The organism is Microbacterium sp. 22215, from assembly GCF_052045655.1.
GTDB lineage: Bacteria > Actinomycetota > Actinomycetes > Actinomycetales > Microbacteriaceae > Microbacterium > Microbacterium phyllosphaerae.
Genome location: NZ_JBQEPC010000008.1, coordinates 49,429 through 64,654 on the forward strand (window position 1 = coordinate 49,429; position 15,226 = coordinate 64,654).

The 15,226-nt window shown below is 69.5% G+C and carries 17 protein-coding genes; 11 read left to right on the forward strand and 6 right to left on the reverse strand.

Annotated features, from left to right (window positions below; all coding sequences use genetic code 11):
• Positions 1–199: 199 nt before the first annotated feature.
• Positions 200–1,201 (forward strand): LacI family DNA-binding transcriptional regulator, encoded by a 1,002-nt coding sequence (locus tag ACTJKH_RS13465; protein ID WP_440737336.1) that lies wholly within the window; start codon positions 200–202, stop codon positions 1,199–1,201.
• A 113-nt stretch (positions 1,202–1,314) separates the two neighbouring features.
• On the opposite strand, the gene ACTJKH_RS13470 is transcribed toward ACTJKH_RS13465, so the two are convergent.
• Positions 1,315–2,280, reverse strand: a complete 966-nt coding sequence (locus ACTJKH_RS13470; RefSeq protein ID WP_440737337.1) for an aldo/keto reductase — start codon at positions 2,278–2,280, stop codon at positions 1,315–1,317.
• Positions 2,267–3,562 carry an L-fuconate dehydratase gene (locus tag ACTJKH_RS13475; RefSeq protein WP_440737338.1) on the reverse strand — a complete coding sequence of 432 codons (1,296 nt, stop codon included), beginning with the start codon at positions 3,560–3,562 and terminating at the stop codon, positions 2,267–2,269. Before ACTJKH_RS13475 ends, ACTJKH_RS13470 begins: the two co-directional genes overlap by 14 nt.
• A 134-nt stretch (positions 3,563–3,696) precedes the next feature.
• Here ACTJKH_RS13475 and ACTJKH_RS13480 point away from each other — a divergent pair, with 134 nt between their 5' ends.
• Positions 3,697–4,557: a fumarylacetoacetate hydrolase family protein gene (locus tag ACTJKH_RS13480; protein WP_440737339.1), complete on the forward strand. Its 861-nt coding sequence runs from the start codon at positions 3,697–3,699 to the stop codon at positions 4,555–4,557.
• Positions 4,539–5,312 (forward strand): SDR family NAD(P)-dependent oxidoreductase, encoded by a 774-nt coding sequence (locus ACTJKH_RS13485; protein WP_440737340.1) that lies wholly within the window; start codon positions 4,539–4,541, stop codon positions 5,310–5,312. The genes ACTJKH_RS13480 and ACTJKH_RS13485 overlap by 19 nt, the downstream gene beginning before the upstream one ends.
• 39 nt (positions 5,313–5,351) lie before the next feature.
• Here ACTJKH_RS13485 and ACTJKH_RS13490 read toward each other — a convergent pair whose 3' ends face one another.
• Positions 5,352–6,356, reverse strand: coding sequence for an amidohydrolase family protein (locus tag ACTJKH_RS13490; protein ID WP_440737341.1), 1,005 nt, complete (start codon positions 6,354–6,356; stop codon positions 5,352–5,354).
• 46 nt (positions 6,357–6,402) lie between these two features.
• Here ACTJKH_RS13490 and ACTJKH_RS13495 point away from each other — a divergent pair, with 46 nt between their 5' ends.
• The gene (locus tag ACTJKH_RS13495) at positions 6,403–7,080 is read left to right on the forward strand and encodes a FadR/GntR family transcriptional regulator (protein ID WP_210096041.1); all 678 of its coding nucleotides are present in this window, start codon (positions 6,403–6,405) and stop codon (positions 7,078–7,080) included.
• A 116-nt stretch (positions 7,081–7,196) separates the two neighbouring features.
• On the opposite strand, the gene ACTJKH_RS13500 is transcribed toward ACTJKH_RS13495, so the two are convergent.
• Positions 7,197–7,859, reverse strand: a complete 663-nt coding sequence (locus ACTJKH_RS13500) for a transaldolase family protein (protein ID WP_440737342.1) — start codon at positions 7,857–7,859, stop codon at positions 7,197–7,199.
• A gap of 107 nt (positions 7,860–7,966) precedes the next feature.
• On the opposite strand from ACTJKH_RS13500, the gene ACTJKH_RS13505 reads away from it, so the two are divergent.
• The 5 genes from ACTJKH_RS13505 (at position 7,967) to ACTJKH_RS13525 (ending at position 12,335) form a co-directional block, all read left to right on the forward strand.
• Complete coding sequence (locus ACTJKH_RS13505) at positions 7,967–8,917, forward strand: ribokinase (RefSeq protein WP_440737343.1); 951 nt, start codon at positions 7,967–7,969, stop codon at positions 8,915–8,917.
• A gap of 18 nt (positions 8,918–8,935) precedes the next feature.
• On the forward strand, positions 8,936–9,340 hold the full coding sequence (rbsD, locus tag ACTJKH_RS13510) for a D-ribose pyranase (protein WP_440737344.1): 405 nt from the start codon (positions 8,936–8,938) through the stop codon (positions 9,338–9,340).
• Position 9,341: 1 nt separating this feature from the next.
• Entirely contained in the window at positions 9,342–10,145 is an 804-nt protein-coding gene (locus tag ACTJKH_RS13515) for a GntR family transcriptional regulator (RefSeq protein ID WP_440737345.1), read from the forward strand.
• Between the two features lie 145 nt (positions 10,146–10,290).
• Complete coding sequence (locus tag ACTJKH_RS13520; protein WP_440737346.1) at positions 10,291–11,256, forward strand: hypothetical protein; 966 nt, start codon at positions 10,291–10,293, stop codon at positions 11,254–11,256.
• 20 nt (positions 11,257–11,276) lie between these two features.
• On the forward strand, positions 11,277–12,335 hold the full coding sequence (locus tag ACTJKH_RS13525; RefSeq protein ID WP_440737347.1) for a PLP-dependent cysteine synthase family protein: 1,059 nt from the start codon (positions 11,277–11,279) through the stop codon (positions 12,333–12,335).
• Between the two features lie 52 nt (positions 12,336–12,387).
• On the opposite strand, the gene ACTJKH_RS13530 is transcribed toward ACTJKH_RS13525, so the two are convergent.
• Positions 12,388–12,714, reverse strand: a complete 327-nt coding sequence (locus tag ACTJKH_RS13530; protein WP_440737348.1) for a hypothetical protein — start codon at positions 12,712–12,714, stop codon at positions 12,388–12,390.
• A gap of 448 nt (positions 12,715–13,162) precedes the next feature.
• Here ACTJKH_RS13530 and ACTJKH_RS13535 point away from each other — a divergent pair, with 448 nt between their 5' ends.
• Both ACTJKH_RS13535 and ACTJKH_RS13540 read left to right on the forward strand, forming a co-directional pair.
• Positions 13,163–13,675, forward strand: coding sequence for a glycine cleavage system protein R (locus ACTJKH_RS13535; RefSeq protein ID WP_440737349.1), 513 nt, complete (start codon positions 13,163–13,165; stop codon positions 13,673–13,675).
• A gap of 11 nt (positions 13,676–13,686) precedes the next feature.
• Entirely contained in the window at positions 13,687–14,130 is a 444-nt protein-coding gene (locus tag ACTJKH_RS13540) for an N-acetyltransferase family protein (protein ID WP_440737350.1), read from the forward strand.
• A 237-nt stretch (positions 14,131–14,367) separates the two neighbouring features.
• Here ACTJKH_RS13540 and ACTJKH_RS13545 read toward each other — a convergent pair whose 3' ends face one another.
• Positions 14,368–15,087, reverse strand: coding sequence for a FadR/GntR family transcriptional regulator (locus ACTJKH_RS13545; protein WP_440737351.1), 720 nt, complete (start codon positions 15,085–15,087; stop codon positions 14,368–14,370).
• Between the last annotated feature and the right edge of the window lie 139 nt (positions 15,088–15,226).

The window sequence follows — 15,226 nt, forward strand, 5'->3', positions numbered from 1 at the left end:
CGGGTGTGGGGCACCATCGCCTCTGCGGGTTGGCACGTTCCAACCCCGCGTTCAGGTCACGGTACGCGGGGCGTGGATGCCGTGTCAAGAACTTTCTTGGAACGTGCCAACCGCTCGGCTACTGTGGACACGTCGGTGCCGCGCCGGTGCGCAGAGGCCCCCGCGCAAGAGCGCACCGGCGAAACCGACAAGGAGCTCCATGCCCGCCAGCGTCAAAGATGTCGCAGCCCTCGCCGGGGTGTCGTCCTCGACCGTCTCGAACTACCTGAACCACCCGCACGTGCTCGGCGAGGCCAGCTCCGCGAAGGTCAGAGACGCGATCGAGAAGCTCGGCTACGTACCGAACGAGTCGGCGCGGCAGCTGCGAGCGGGATCGAGCAAGGCGCTCGCGCTGATCCTGCTCGACGCCTGGCTGCCGTACTTCCACGAGCTCTCCCGCGGTGTCGAGGACGTGGCCCGAGAGGGCGGATGGTCGCTCTTCTTCAGCAACAGCGCCCGCGATGCAGCCCTCGAACGCCGCAACATCGACATGTTCGAGGCGCACCGGGTGCAGGGCATCGTGATCTACCCCCTCGACGACGTCGTGCCCCGACTCGAGCAGCTCGCGGAGCGCGGCATCCGCTCCGTCGTCGTCGGTCCCATCCCCGACTCGTCGACCGTCGGGTCGGTGCGCTTCGACGACCGCGGCGGCGGGCGCCTCGCCGGCGAGCATCTGCTGTCGATCGGCCGTCGCCGCATCCTGTTCCTGGGGGCGCCGAGCGTCAGCCAGTCGAACGACCGGCTGCAGGGTCTGCGCGACGCGGCGGAGGGATCGGATGCCGCGGTCGACGTGTTCGACGTGCCGCACCTGACGACGGAGGACGGCCTCGACATCGCCGAGCGGATCATCGCGCTGCCGTCCGCTGACCGCCCCGATGCGATCTTCGCCGCGAACGACATGGTCGCGATCGGGGTGCTCACCCGACTGCTGCGCGAGGGGATCCGCGTGCCGGAGGAGATCGCGCTGGTCGGCTTCGACGACGTCGCACAGGCGCACCAGACCGTCGTGCCGCTCACGAGCGTGCGGCAGCCCGGGTACGAGATCGGCCGCGCGGCGGGTGCGGCACTGATCCGCCAGCTCACCGATCCCACCGCCGACCTTCCGGCGCCGACACCGTTCGCCGCCGAGCTCGTCGTGCGCGAGTCGACCGCCGGCCGCTGAGCCTTCTGCTCGGTTCACAACTCAGCATGACGCCGCGCTGGAACCGATGCCGAAGGCCCGGAACCCGACTCCCGGGCCCGCTCATGCTGAGCTGTGAACGCGCGACGTCCGACTCAGGCGGGGATCAGCCCCTCCGCCGCGAGCTCGTCCCACAGCGCACCGGGGATCTCGAGAGCCGCGTACTCGGCGTTCTGGGTCAGCTGCGTCGGTCGGCTGCCCCCGACGACGACCGAGCGCACGACGTCGGACTGCAGCGGGAACTGGATCGCGGCCGCGGGCAGCGGCACGTCGTGCTCGGCGCACACCCGTGCGATGCGCAGCAGCCGCTCCCACAGCTCGTCCGGCAACTGCCCGTACTCATAGCGTCCGTCACGACGCGGTGCATTCGACGCGAGCAGCCCCGAGTTGAAGACGGATGCCGCGACGATGCCCGTGCCGGTCTCCCGGCACGCCGGCAGCACGTCGGCCGCGGCAGGCTGTTCGAGCAGCGTGTAGCGCCCCGCGACCATGATCAGATCGAGATCGGCCGAGCGCACCGAGGCGGCGAGCGCGTCCGACACCATCGACCCGATCCCGACCGCGGCGACCTGGCCGTCGGATCGCAGCTGCTCCAGAGCCGGCAGGGCTTCGGCGAGCGCGAGATCGAGGTCGTGCCGTTCGGGGTCGTGCAGGTAGAGCAGATCGATGCGCTCGATGCCCAGCCGCTCGCGCGACTCGTCGAGGCTCGTGCGGATGCCGTCGGCCGAGAAGTCCCAGACACGCTGCAGGTCGTCGGGCACGTGGAAGTCGTTCGCGGTGTCGAGGCCGCCGTCATGCTCGGGGTTCGGCCGCAGCAGCCGCCCGACCTTGGTCGACAGCACGAACTCGTCGCGCGGCTTGGTCTGCAGGAACGCTCCGAGGCGGCGCTCCGAGAGACCGAGCCCGTAGTGCGGAGCCGTGTCGAAGTAGCGGATGCCACTGTCCCACGCAGCGTCCAGCACGGCCCACGACTCGTCGTCGGTGAGCGGGCGGAAGAGGTTGCCGACGTTCGCGGCCCCGTACCCGAGCGTCGGAACCGTGAGAGGTTCAGGCGCCGACATGCTGACCCGTCCACGTGTAGGCGGCGATGCTCTCGGCCTTCATCTCCATGCCCGAGCCGGGCGCGGTGGGCGCCATGTACGAGCCACCCTGGATGTCGGTCGGGATCACGAAGTGCTCGTGCAGGTGATCGACGAACTCGATCATCCGGCCCTCTCGCGTGCCGGTGACGGCGACGAAGTCGAACATCGACAGGTGCTGCACGGCCTCGCACAGACCGACACCACCGGCATGCGGGCACACTGGCACGCCGAACTTCGCGGCCAGCAGCAGGTTGGCGATGTTCTCGTTGACACCCGCGACGCGCACGGCGTCGATCTGCATGACCGAGATGGCCCCAGCCTGCAGGAGCTGCTTGAAGATCACGCGGTTCTGGGCGTGCTCGCCGGTGGCGACGCGGATGGGCGCCACTCCCCTGGCGATCTCGGCGTGACCGAGCACGTCATCGGGGCTCGTGGGCTCTTCGATCCAGGCGGGGTGGAACTCGGCGAGCGCGTTCACCCACTCGATCGCCTCCGACACCTCCCAGCGCTGGTTCGCGTCGATCGCGATGGGGAAGTCGGGTCCGCAGACCTCGCGCGCCTTGCGGAACCGACGGATGTCGTCGTCGAGGTCGGCACCGACCTTGAGCTTGATCTGGGTGAAGCCGTCGGCCATCGCCTCGCGAGCGAGTCGTTCGAGCTTCTCGTCGGAGTAGCCCAGCCAGCCGGGGCTCGTCGTGTATCCGGGATAGCCCGTGGCGAGCAGCTCGCGCTCGCGCTCGAGTCGACCGGGCTCGGCCGCACGGAGGATCTCGAGCGCGTCCTCGGGCGTCAGAGCGTTGGTCAGGTAGCGGAAGTCGACCAGGTCGACGAGCTCCTCGGGTGTCATCCGCGCGAGCAGCTGCCAGAGCGGCAGACCGGCGCGCTTGGCCTTGATGTCCCACAGCGCGTTGATGACCGCGCCGATGGCCATGTGCATCACGCCCTTCTCCGGGCCGAGCCAGCGCAGTTGCGAGTCGCCGATGATGTCGCGGAAGGTCGTGCCCATGTCGTCAAGGAGCGGTTCGATCTCGCGGCCGACCAGGTGCCCGGCGAGCGCGTCGATCGCAGCCACCTGCACATCGTTTCCTCGACCGATCGTGAAGACGAAGGCGTGCCCGTCGATGCCGTCCTCGGCGTCGGTGCGCACGATGACGTACGCGGCCGAGTAGTCGGGGTCGGGGTTCATGGCATCCGACCCGTCGAGGCTCAGCGACGTGGGGAAGCGGATGTCGGTCGTGTCGAGGGCGACGATGCGGCTCACGGGTTCCTCTCGGGCACGGGGTGGATTTCCGTGCAGATCTCTTGGAGTGTAAACATCCGATGTCTATACTGTCAACGAGACGGGCCGCGAGGATGCGCCCCGACGACACGGAATCCTCACTGATCAGGAGAGACATGAAGTTCGCACGTCTAGGTGCCCCCGGCGCCGAGATCCCCGTCCTCGTCGAGGGCGACAGCCACCTCGATCTTCGGGCAGTGACATCCGATGTGAACGGTGATTTCCTCGCCGGCGATTTCCGGGCCCGCGTCGAAGCCGCCCGCGCCGCCGGCGAGCTCCCGGTGATCGAGGATGCCGCCGCGATGCGCATCGGAGCGCCGATCGCCCGCCCGAGCGCTGTCATCTGCATCGGCCAGAACTACGCGGCCCACGCCCGCGAGTCCGGCGCCGAACCGCCGACCGTGCCCATCATGTTCCTGAAGACCCCGAACACGGTCGTCGGCCCGAACGACGCGGTGACCATCCCCCGCGGCAGCGAGAAGACCGACTGGGAGGTCGAGCTCGGCATCGTGATCGGCGCCCGTGCCGCCTACCTCGATTCGCCCGACGACGCCGACGCGCACATCGCCGGCTACGTGGTCGCGAACGACGTCTCGGAGCGCGCCTTTCAGATGGAGGTCTCGGGCGGACAGTGGTCGAAGGGCAAGATCGCTCCCGGCTTCAACCCGACCGGCCCGTGGCTGGTCACCCCCGACGAGGTCGACGTCGACGACCTGCGGTTGCGCAGCTGGGTCAACGGCGAGCCCCGCCAGGACTCGAACACCGACGACATGATCTTCGACGTGCGCGTGATCGTGCACCACCTGTCGCAGTACGTCACGCTCGAGCCGGGTGATCTGATCCTCACCGGCACCCCGCAGGGCGTCGCGTTCGGCGGCAAGTTCCCGTATCTGACCGCGGGCGATGTGGTCGAGATCGAGATCGAAGGACTCGGGCATCAGCGCCAGGAGTTCGTGGCATGGGAGGCACAGAAGTGAGCAGCGCACTCGACGGACTCGTCGCGATCGTGACCGGCGGAGCATCCGGAATCGGTGCGGCCATCGCCGCCCGCCTGCGCGCCGACGGCGCGCAGATCGCGGTGCTCGACCGCGACACCTCAGGAGCGGATGCGGCGTTCGCCGCGTTCACGGCCGATGTCTCCGACCGCGCATCGGTGGATGCCGCCGTGGCCGCCGTCGCCGAGAAGTTCGGCCGCATCGACATCGTCGTGAACAACGCCGGCGTCGGCGCGCAGGGCGACATCAGCGCGAACGACGACGACGAGTGGGCCCGCGTGCTCTCGATCAACGTCACCGGCATCGCCCGCGTCACCTCGGCGGCGCTGCCGTGGCTGAAGAAGTCGCCGAGTGCAGCGGTCTGCAACACGGCATCCATCGCGTCGACGACCGGCCTGCCGCAGCGCGCCCTCTACAGCGCGTCGAAGGGTGCGGTCTCGGCGCTCACCCGTGCCATGGCGGCCGACCATCTGCGCGAGGGCATCCGCGTCAATGCCGTGAACCCCGGCACCGCCGACACCCCCTGGGTCGGGCGCCTGCTCGACTCGGCCGACGACCCCGCCGCCGAGCGCGCCGCCCTCGAGGCGCGTCAGCCGCACGGTCGCCTGGTCTCGCCCGACGAGGTCGCCGCGGCCGTCGCCTACCTGGTCAGCCCCGCCGCGGGGTCGACCACCGGCACGTTCATCGAGGTCGACGGCGGCATGGCGCAGCTGCGCCTCCGCCCCGTCGGCGGCTGAGGCTCCGCATCCGGGCTGGCTGTTCGGCTGGGGACCTCGCTACGAGCGCCCGCCGCGCAGCCAGCCCAGGATGCCGCGGCGAGAGCGCGGCTCGACCGCATCCGCTCGCACATCCGGGCGCTCCTGCACCCGCACCGGCCGTTCGCGCACGCGATAGAACCCCTCGGCGTTGCGCCATAGGATCGCGTCGACGTCGTGTCCGCGCCGCTCGGCCCACGCGATGACCGTGTCTGCCCATCGGCTGCGCGCGGTCGACTGATACGTCGGCGATCCGTCCTCCGGAGCGTGCTCGTACCCCTCTTCCGCGGGGCCGATGACCGACACCGGCCAGTCGCTCCCCCACATCAGCCGTTCGACCCCGAAGGCGTCGGCCGCGGCGTCGAGGAACGGCTCGAGCTGCTCGGCCGACCAGTCGCCGCCGGCTTCGCCCGGCAGCCCCGAGAGCTTGCAGAAGACCTGAGGATGTCGGGCAAGGTCGTCGAGATCGCGCACCCACTCCATCGACGGCGCGACCGGAGCATCCGCTGTGCCGACCTCGGGTTTGCCGAGGTGGTCGAGCACGATCCGGAGCTCCGGCACCGCCCCCGCGAGTCGGGCGATCTCGGGCAGCTGTTCCGCTCGCACACAGGCGTCGAAGGTCCAGTCTCTCGCCGCGACCTCGCGTGCACCGGTCACGAAGGCGGCCGACACCGCGAGTCCGTCTGGCTCTCCCTGCAGGTTGTGCCGCACGCCGACGACGAGGGGCTCGGCTGCGAGCCCTTCGAGGTGCGCTGTCGTGTCGGTGCCTCGGTCGAGCCTCGCGCCGGCCACGATGCCGACGACACCGACACGGTCGGCGAGAGAAGCGACCCAGCGCACCTCGTCGAGGAAGTCGTCCTCGACCGTCTCGGCCTGCACGAACACGGCCTTCTCGGTCGTCGCACGCACGATGCGAGAGTTCTCGACCTCGGTCTCACCGAACAGCCAGGCGAGGGGACCTTCGAGCCAGGTGTAGTGGAGAAGCTCGGGATCCCAGAGGTGCAGGTGCGAATCGAATACGCGCATGCCCCCATCCTGCCGCAGACATCCGATGAATGGCTAGGATGACGCCATGGCAGTGACTGACGAGGCGATCGAGAAGATCAAGGCGATGATCGTGTCGGGCGAGCTGGCCCCGGGCGATCGACTCCCTCCCGAGAAGGAGCTGTCCGAGCGCCTCGGCCTGTCGCGCAACTCGATGCGCGAGGCCGTCAAGGCGCTCGAGGTCATCCGCGTGCTCGACGTGCGCCGCGGCGACGGCACCTATGTCACGAGCCTCGAACCGCACCTGCTGCTCGAGGCGATCTCGTTCGTCGTCGACATGCACGACGACGACTCGATGCTCGAGATCTTCGCGGTGCGACGGATGCTCGAGTCGCAGGCCACGGGCCTCGCCGCGACGCTGGGCACCGACGACGCGATCGCCGAACTCGAGCGCGAGGTCGAGTCGATCGACGCGACCGTCACCGTCGAAGAGCTCGTCGAGCACGACATCCGCTTCCATCGCGAGATCGTGGGCATGGCGGGCAACGCCTACCTCGCGAGCCTGATCGAGCACCTGAGCAGCCAGACCGTGCGCGCGCGGGTATGGCGCGGGCTCACCGAGGGCGGCGCCGTCGAGCGCACCCTCTCGGAGCATCGGGCGATCGCCGACGCCATCGCCCGCCGCGATTCAGGTCTCGCGACCTCGCTCGCGACGGCGCACATCGCCGGGGTCGAGCGGTGGTTGCGTCAGGCGGCAACCGCCTGAGTGGTTCGGTATTCAGCACGGAGCTGTCCCCGGCGACCGCAGATCTGCGAAACCGCGCGGATCCCGTCCGCCTGCGGACACCACCATGCTGAATTGTGAACGAGGCGGCTCGAGGCTCAGGCCCCGAGCCGCACCATCGCCGCGTCGAACTCGGCGGCCGAGCTGTCGCTGACCTCGTGGAACAGCATCTGCTCGATCACGTCGGGCGCGGCCGTGAAGTACGGCACGCCGGCGAGCCGCAGGCCGGTGATGTCGTCGGGTGAGCGCAGGCTCGCGGCGAGCACGTTCGACCCGCTGCCCGCACAGACCTCCTGCATCCGCGCGATCACGGCGTCGCCGTCGATGCCGGCATCCCGCATCCGTCCGAGGTAGGGGGCGATGTACTGCGCACCGATCGAGGCGCACGCGAGCGCCTGCGCGACCGAGTACACGGCGGTGACGAGCACGGTCGCGCCGTCGGCCACCAGCGCGGATGCCGCGGCGAAGCCGTCGCGCGTCGCCGGAACCTTCACGGCCACGCGGTCGCCGAGCGCGCGGATGCCCTCGGCGTTGCGGAGAAAGGATGCGGTGTCGCCGCCCCACGTCTGGAAGAAGATCTCGCGGGCACCCTCGTCTGACCAGCGGGCGTACAGGTCGGGGATCTCGGCGGCGGCGCGGCCGCCCCGCTCGAGGATCGTGGGGTTGGTCGTGACTCCGTGCACGACTCCTGCGGTGAGGAGAGACGAGACGCGGTCGACGTCCGCACTGTCGACGTAGAGACGGGGGGCCAGCGCGGTCATCGGGTCTCCTTGTGCACAACCTGTCGTTACAGGTTCGGATTCGGCTAATGTAATGACAGCCGCGGAGGATGTCAAAGCACCCCGCATCGACGACGATCAGGAGTGCCATGACAGCCGCCACCTCGCCCGATCGCACCGGCGTCGTCATCGTCGGCAGCGTGACCGCAGACGTGACGACCTTCTCGACCCGGCTCCCGGCCCGCGGCGAGACCATCCTCGGAGACGAGTTCACCCTCATGCTCGGTGGCAAGGGCGCGAACCAGGCGGTGGCCGCGGGGCGCTCAGGGGCTCGCACGAGCTTCGTCGGATGCGTCGGAGACGACCTCTTCCACGACCTCGTCGTCGACGGGCTGAGCGAGGCAGGCGTCGACCTCGCCCACCTGCGCACGGTGCCCGGGCCGACCGGCATCGCGCACATCCGCGTCGACGCCTCGGCGCAGAACGACATCGTCATGGTGCCGCTCGCGAACGCCGCGCTCAGCACCGAGCAGATCGACGCGGCGCTGGCCGCCCTCGCGCCGACCACGTCGGTGCTGCTCACCCAGCTCGAGACCCCCTCGGCCCTCACCGCGCACATCACGGCCCGGGGCCGCGAGCACGGCATGACCGTCATCCTCGATCCTGCGCCCGCCGCGCCGCTCGCCGACGAGGTGTGGGCGAGCATCGACATCGTCACTCCGAACGAGACCGAGGCCTCGGTGCTGAGCGGCATCGAGGTGACGGATGCCGATTCCGCCGCGCTGGCCGGACGCTGGTTCCTCGACCGCGGCGTCGGCGCGGCCGTGATCACGCTCGCCGGGCAAGGGTCATGCGTGGTGACGGCAGACGGAGCATCCGTCGTCCCGCCGTTCCCCGTCGAGGCCGTCGACACGACCGCCGCCGGCGACGCCTACGCCGGCTACCTCGGCGCGGCGCTCGCGAACGGGCGGTCGCTGACCGATGCCGTGCGCGTGGCGACCGCCGCCGGAGCCCTCGCCGTGACGAAGCAGGGAGCATCGCCGAGCCTGCCGCTCCGTGCCGAGGTCGAGGCCTTCCTGGCCGCCCGAGAAGCCCACTGACATCCCCCGAGGAGCACCATGCGCAAGACAGCGACGACCATCAATCCGGCCCTCTCCCGGGTGATCAGCGAGACCGGTCACACGGATCTGCTGGTGGTCACCGACGCGGGACTGCCGATTCCGCCGGGGTCCGAGCGCATCGACCTCGCCTACCGCCCCGGTGCTCCCGCGTTCCTCGACGTGCTCGACACCGTGCTCGCCGAGCTCGTCGTCGAGGGAGCGACCGTGTCGGAGGAGGTCGCCGAGAAGAGTCCGGAGGTGCTGGCCGCGCTGCGCGAGCGCTTCGCCGATCAGGACTTCGAGATCGAGCTGATCCCCCACGTGGATTTCAAGGAGCTGACGCATTCGGCGCGGGCGTTCGTGCGCTCGGGAGAGTTCACCCCCTACGCCAACGTGATCCTGCACGCGGGAGTGGCGTACTGACATGAATGACACGATCGACCGTCATTCCGCGGCGCCCATGTACGACCAGCTGCGCCAGCTGATCGTCGACGGCATCACCCGCGACGGGCTGCAGCCGGGCGACCCGCTGCCTGGCGAGCATCGCCTGTGCGAGCGCTACGGCATCTCGCGCACCGTGGTGCGTCAGGCACTGGCTCAGCTCGAGCACGAGGGACTCGTCGAACGGGTGAAGGGCAAAGGCACGTTCGTCTCGCGTCCCCGCACGAGTGAGAGCCTCGTGCACACCCTGATCGGCCTCTACGATGATGTCGAGCGCCGCGGCGGGCACGTGCACAGCGACGTGCTCCGTCATGAGCTGACCGTCGCCGATGACGAGATCGCGTCGGCTCTCGAGGTCGAACCCGGCGCCCCCGTGGTCGTGCTCGAACGCCTCCGCCACGTCGACGGCGAGCCCTGGTCGCTCTCCACGACCTGGATGCCGGATGCCGTCGGCACCGTCACGCTCGACGTCGACCTGTCCGAGGCGTCGCTCTACCGGGTGCTCGCCGACCACGGCATCGTCGCGACCAGCGGCGTGCGCTCGGCCGAGGCGACCGTCGCGACGCACGAGCAGGCGCAGCACCTCGGCGTCAGCGCCGGCTCCGCCCTGCTGCGGTTGCGCAGCGTGAGCCGGGCGGCCGACGGCATCCCGATCGAATACTTCGTCGCGCACCATCGCGGCGACCATTCGCGCTTCGAGTTCCAGCTGCAGCAGGAGCAGTCGCAGGCGTCGCTGCTGCACGTCGACGGCGACGGCGGCACGTCGCGCGCCGGCACCGTCCGCTGAGCACCGTCCGCTGAGCACCGTCCGCTGAGCACTGTCGGCTGAGCACTGTCGATTGCGCACTCACAGCTGAGCACTGCCCGCTGAGGCCGCTAGCCTGGCAGCGGAGGACGCATCGCACCGGGCGATGCGAGCAGGGGGCAGCACGATGGTCGACGACGCGCACTCGAAGAGTTCCGATCCGGATGCGGTCATCCCGCCGCCGCCCGCAGCCGACCGTGGTGACCTCGCGTCGTCCGTTCCCCTCGCGCCACCGCTGAGTGGAGCCCCGACACTTCCCGCGACGCAGCCGCCGGTATCGGGCGGCCCCTTCGGCCCGCCCGCACCCCCGCTGCCGCCGTACGCCGCAGGCCTGCAGCCCGGCGCTCCAGCAGGGCCGCCGGCACCGCCCGCGCCGCCGCTGCCGCCGTACACCGCCGCGCAGCAGCCGGGGCAGTACCCGGGGCAGTACCCAGCCGGGCAACCGGGGCAGTACCCGACCCACTACCCGGTCGGGCAGCAGGCCCCGACGCCCTACGGCGCCGAGTATCCGTACCCCGCCGCGCCCCCGAGCGCACCCTCGCGTTCGGGACGGACCGTCGGCATCGTGATCGCCGCCGTCGCGGCGTTCTTGCTGATCGTCGTCGTCGGCATCGGGGTGGCGGTGAGCCTGCTGCTGGGCTCGAGCAGCGAGCCCGTCTCCGCGCCGGTTCCCACGGTGACGGCCGACACACCCACCGCTCCGTCCGAGGAGCCGAGCACCGACGACCCGCCGACCGACGACTCCGGCGACTCCGGTGATGCCGATGCGTCCGCGATCGGCGACGTGCTCCAGGCGAAGATCGACGAGTACAAGCAGCTCCGAGACAGCGGAGCACTGTGGGAGAAGATTCCCGACAGCGAATTCAACCGCACGGCGGTCTCGGCGTTCCTGTACTTCCTGGTCGACATGAAGTCCGCGACGCTCTGGGGCGTCGATGAGGCCCAGGCGCAGGAGTATCAGGAGCGGATGACGATGCTCGAAGAGCGTCTGCTCGCCGAGGAGCCCCTCGGCGACGACATCAAGATCACCCTCGAAGACAAGGTGTTCACCTACGACGGAACGACGGGCGAGGGCGGCTACACCGCCAAGTAGAGGAGCGTTACGCTCGAAGGATGAGCGACTGGACCAGCACCGCGATCGCCCTGCTGGAAGCCGACGCGAACCGCAGCGCAGACACGCACCTGCACCTCTTCCCGTTGCCGCCCGAATGGGGCATCGATCTGTACCTGAAAGACGAGTCGGTGCATCCCACCGGCTCGCTGAAGCACCGTCTGGCGCGCTCGCTGATCCTGTACGGGCTGGTCAACGGCCGCATCACCGAGCACTCCACGCTCGTCGAGTCGTCGAGCGGGTCGACCGCCGTCTCCGAGGCGTATTTCGCGCGGATGCTGGGCCTGCCGTTCGTGACGGTCGTGCCGCGCTCGACGAGCCAGGAGAAGATCGACCTCATCGAGTTCTACGGCGGGCGCTGCCACTTCGTCGATCGCGCAGAGGACATGTCTCCCGAGGCGCAGCGCCTGGCCTCCGAGTGCCACGGGCACTACCTCGACCAGTTCACGTTCGCCGAACGCGCGACCGACTGGCGGGGCAACAACAACATCGCCGAGAGCGTGTTCAGCCAGCTGTCGCAGGAGCGGCATCCGATCCCCCGCTGGATCGTGGTCGGCGCGGGCACAGGCGGCACGAGCGCCACCTTCGGCCGGTACGTGAAGTACCGCCGCCACGCGACCCAGATCGCGGTCGTCGACCCCGAGGGCTCGGCCTTCTACGACGGATGGGCCGGCACCGTCGACCCGCCCGCCGGTCGACCGAGCCGCATCGAGGGCATCGGCCGGCCGCGCGTCGAGGCCTCGTTCGTGCCGACGGTGATCGACGAGATGATCCGCGTACCGGACGCGGGCTCGATCGCCGCGATCCGGATGCTGCGCGAACGCACACTGCACCTCGCCGGCGGCTCGACCGGCACCAACCTCTACGGCGCCTTCCAGCTCATCGCGCGCATGCGCGCGGCGGGCGAGACCGGCAGCATCGTCACGCTCATCTGCGACAGCGGCATCCGCTACGCCGGCACGTACTTCAACGACGAGTGGGTCGCGGAGCAGGGCTGGGACCTCGCCCCGCACCGCGCCCGCCTCGACCACCTCCTCGGGACGGGCGTCTGGGTCGACTGACCGCGCGGATGTCTCCGACGCCGCCCGAGGTCACCGCCCCGAGGCACCGCCGTCACGCGGTGACGTAACCTCCCGAAGAGCTGTCGCCGCTGAGGCGATAGAGCGGGGCGATCGCCCTCCCGCCCGCACGGCTCCACACGCGTGCCGGCCTCGTCCGCTCAGCATCCGCGTCTCCGTATTCGAGCACCAGCGCGGCCGGGATCCGACCGTCTGCGCACTCGACGACGACGAAGCTCGGGCGCCCGAGTCCACCTGATTCCAGGCGTCCCATGACCCGCGACGGGTCGGTGATGCGGGGCGGCGTCGAGAGCAGATCCGACTCGGTGATGTGCTGCACCGCGGGACCTGCGCCGAGTGCTGCGACCGGGAGCTGAACCATCGAAGCGATCGTCACTCAGATCACGCTCACGGACGCGTCGTGCGCCGTCGGTCGTTCCTGCAGGGCCGCCGCCCACGCCTTCGTATCAGTGAGGTCATGTTCGTCGAGATAGGCCCGGACGACGTCGTGGACGAGGCGGATCTGCGCTTCGGATCCCATCGCGGCCTGCATCATGTCGACCGCCGGCGCCGGCGCTCCGTCGATGCGCTCGAGCGCTTCGCGAACGATGCGTTCGCGCCCCTCGCGCCCCATCGAGCGATCCATCGGCAGTGATCGGCTATCTTTGGCGTGTTCGTGACTCATGTGAGCCTCCTCAGTCAGGGGTGGTGGTGCTTCACGGACAGTGGTGCCNCCCGGCACCACGTTGTTCACCCAGCGTACCTTGTTTTGAATCATTCAAAACAATGCCGGGTCGCGCCGACCTCCGAACGCGCCCTACGCTGGCCGCATGACTACTCTCATCCTCACTGTCGCGGGTGCTGATCGCCCCGGTCTCGTCGCAGCCGTCGCCGATGTCGTCGATGCTCACGGCGGCAACTGGGAGAACAGCTCGCTGGCCGAGCTCGCGGGAACCTTCGCCGGAGTGATCGAGGTGTCGGTCTCGCCCGAGCACTCGGAGGGGCTGCAGGCCGCACTTCGTGAGCTCCAGGGCCAGGGGCTCCTGACGCTGGCGGTGCTCACCGGCGCTCCCGCGATCGACGCCGATGACCAGGTGCTCGAGATCAGCGTGCTCGGCAACGACCGCTCCGGCATCGTCCGCGAGGTGTCGAACGTGCTGAACGCGCACGAGCTCAGCATCGAAGAGCTGGCGACCGAGACCCGGGATGCCGCGATGGCCGGCGGCCGCCTGTTCGAGGCATCCGTGATCGCGCGCGTTCCGGCATCCGTCGACCTCGACGCACTCCGTCGCGACCTTGAGCGCATCGCCACCGAGATCCAGGTCGACATCACCCTCGCCTGACCCGTCACCCCATGCCCGACGACATCAGCCTCTCGATCGCGGACCATCTCACGCCGGGCGACCTCCAGCGCATCGAGACGCTTCTTCCGCAGCTCTCGCGGACCGCCGGATTCGACTCGGAGCGGATGCTCGCGCTGATCGATTCGCCGAATGCAGACCTCTTCCTCGCGCGGGAGTCGGGTCGGATCCTGGGAATGGCGACGCTCGCCACCGCTCCGCTCGTCACCGGATGGCACGCCACCATCGAAGACGTCGTCGTCGATGAGGATGCCCGCGGGCGAGGAATCGCACGACTGCTGCTCGAGGCCATCATCGACGAGACCGGGCGGCGGGGCATCCCGACACTCGATCTGACGTCGCGTCCGTCGCGGGAATCGGCGCTGCGCCTCTATGAGTCGGTCGGGTTCGTGCGCCGCGACACGAACGTCCTGCGCTTCGCTCCGCGATCGGACTGACAGCCGTCCCGATCGGCGGACCACGCCCGTGTACGGCGCCCGATCAGCGGACCTCGTCCCGATCACCAGACGGATCGGCGGGATCGGTCCGCGTATCGGGTCAAGGTTCGCAGATCGGGACCAGTCCCACCGCAGTTCGGTCCGCGTATCGGGTCAAGGTCCGCAGACCGGGACCAGTCCCACCGCAGTTCGGTCCGCAGATCGGGTCAGGGTCCGCAGACCAGGACCAGCATCGACTCACTCAGCCGTCGGCGTCGGCGCAGCCACAGGCGCCGGTGCATCCGTGTCGGTGTACCGCCGCACCCAGTACTCGGTCTGGGCGACGTGAGCGGATGCTGCAGCCGAGGCCGCGACCGGATCCGCCGCCGCGAGTCCGCGGAGGATCGCGCGGTGACCGGCATCCGAATGGAGTTTGAGTTCGGCGGCATCGCCGGCATCCGGGATCCGGTAGGCGCGCGACCGTGAGCGCAGCACGTCGATGAGGCTCGTGAGGGCGTCGTTGCCCGCGACCTCCGAGATCGTCATGTGGAAGGCGTGGTCGAGTCGCGAGTGATCCTCGAAGTCGTCGCTGGCCTCGATCTCGTCGAGAACGCCGCTGAGCTCCTCGATCGTCGCCGCGTCGATGCGGGCTGCGGCGAGCGCGGCCGCGTGCGGTTCGAGCACGCGACGCAGCTCGGTGAGTTCGAGCACCCCGGCCATGGGCAGAAGCCCGACCGTGAGCGACAGGCTGCCGATCAGGTCGGCGGCGCGCAGTTCGCTGACATAGCTGCCCGAGCCATGCCTCGTGTCGAGAACACCGAGCGCGGCCAGCATGCGGATGGCCTCTCGCAGCGATCCGCGTGAGACGCCGAGCGTCTCGCACAGCTCGCCCTCGCTCGGCAGACGATCACCGGGGCGCAGGGCACCGTCGGCGATCAGCGTGCGCAGCCCGTGAAGAGCCGTGTCCAATGCGCTCATGGTCATCCTCCTGACACCGCCCGATCCCCCTGCGAGTCTGTCGGATGCAGGGCCCTCATCAAATTCGTATGACAACTATGTTTCATCCTCACCTTTTCGTAGCCATTTCGAAAGCCGTGTGGCAAAGTTGTGCAACAAC

Bases quoted from the DNA above. Each gene is read 5' to 3' on its own strand.
- ACTJKH_RS13465 (WP_440737336.1), top strand. From the start codon at position 200: ATGCCCGCCAGCGTCAAAGATGTCGCAGCCCTCGCCGGGGTGTCGTCC.
- ACTJKH_RS13470 (WP_440737337.1), bottom strand. From the start codon at position 2,280: ATGTCGGCGCCTGAACCTCTCACGGTTCCGACGCTCGGGTACGGGGCC.
- ACTJKH_RS13480 (WP_440737339.1), top strand. From the start codon at position 3,697: ATGAAGTTCGCACGTCTAGGTGCCCCCGGCGCCGAGATCCCCGTCCTC.
- ACTJKH_RS13485 (WP_440737340.1), top strand. From the start codon at position 4,539: ATGGGAGGCACAGAAGTGAGCAGCGCACTCGACGGACTCGTCGCGATC.
- ACTJKH_RS13490 (WP_440737341.1), bottom strand. From the start codon at position 6,356: ATGCGCGTATTCGATTCGCACCTGCACCTCTGGGATCCCGAGCTTCTC.
- ACTJKH_RS13495 (WP_210096041.1), top strand. From the start codon at position 6,403: ATGGCAGTGACTGACGAGGCGATCGAGAAGATCAAGGCGATGATCGTG.
- ACTJKH_RS13500 (WP_440737342.1), bottom strand. From the start codon at position 7,859: ATGACCGCGCTGGCCCCCCGTCTCTACGTCGACAGTGCGGACGTCGAC.
- ACTJKH_RS13505 (WP_440737343.1), top strand. From the start codon at position 7,967: ATGACAGCCGCCACCTCGCCCGATCGCACCGGCGTCGTCATCGTCGGC.
- rbsD (WP_440737344.1), top strand. From the start codon at position 8,936: ATGCGCAAGACAGCGACGACCATCAATCCGGCCCTCTCCCGGGTGATC.
- ACTJKH_RS13515 (WP_440737345.1), top strand. From the start codon at position 9,342: ATGAATGACACGATCGACCGTCATTCCGCGGCGCCCATGTACGACCAG.
- ACTJKH_RS13520 (WP_440737346.1), top strand. From the start codon at position 10,291: ATGGTCGACGACGCGCACTCGAAGAGTTCCGATCCGGATGCGGTCATC.
- ACTJKH_RS13525 (WP_440737347.1), top strand. From the start codon at position 11,277: ATGAGCGACTGGACCAGCACCGCGATCGCCCTGCTGGAAGCCGACGCG.
- ACTJKH_RS13530 (WP_440737348.1), bottom strand. From the start codon at position 12,714: ATGGTTCAGCTCCCGGTCGCAGCACTCGGCGCAGGTCCCGCGGTGCAG.
- ACTJKH_RS13535 (WP_440737349.1), top strand. From the start codon at position 13,163: ATGACTACTCTCATCCTCACTGTCGCGGGTGCTGATCGCCCCGGTCTC.
- ACTJKH_RS13540 (WP_440737350.1), top strand. From the start codon at position 13,687: ATGCCCGACGACATCAGCCTCTCGATCGCGGACCATCTCACGCCGGGC.
- ACTJKH_RS13545 (WP_440737351.1), bottom strand. From the start codon at position 15,087: ATGAGCGCATTGGACACGGCTCTTCACGGGCTGCGCACGCTGATCGCC.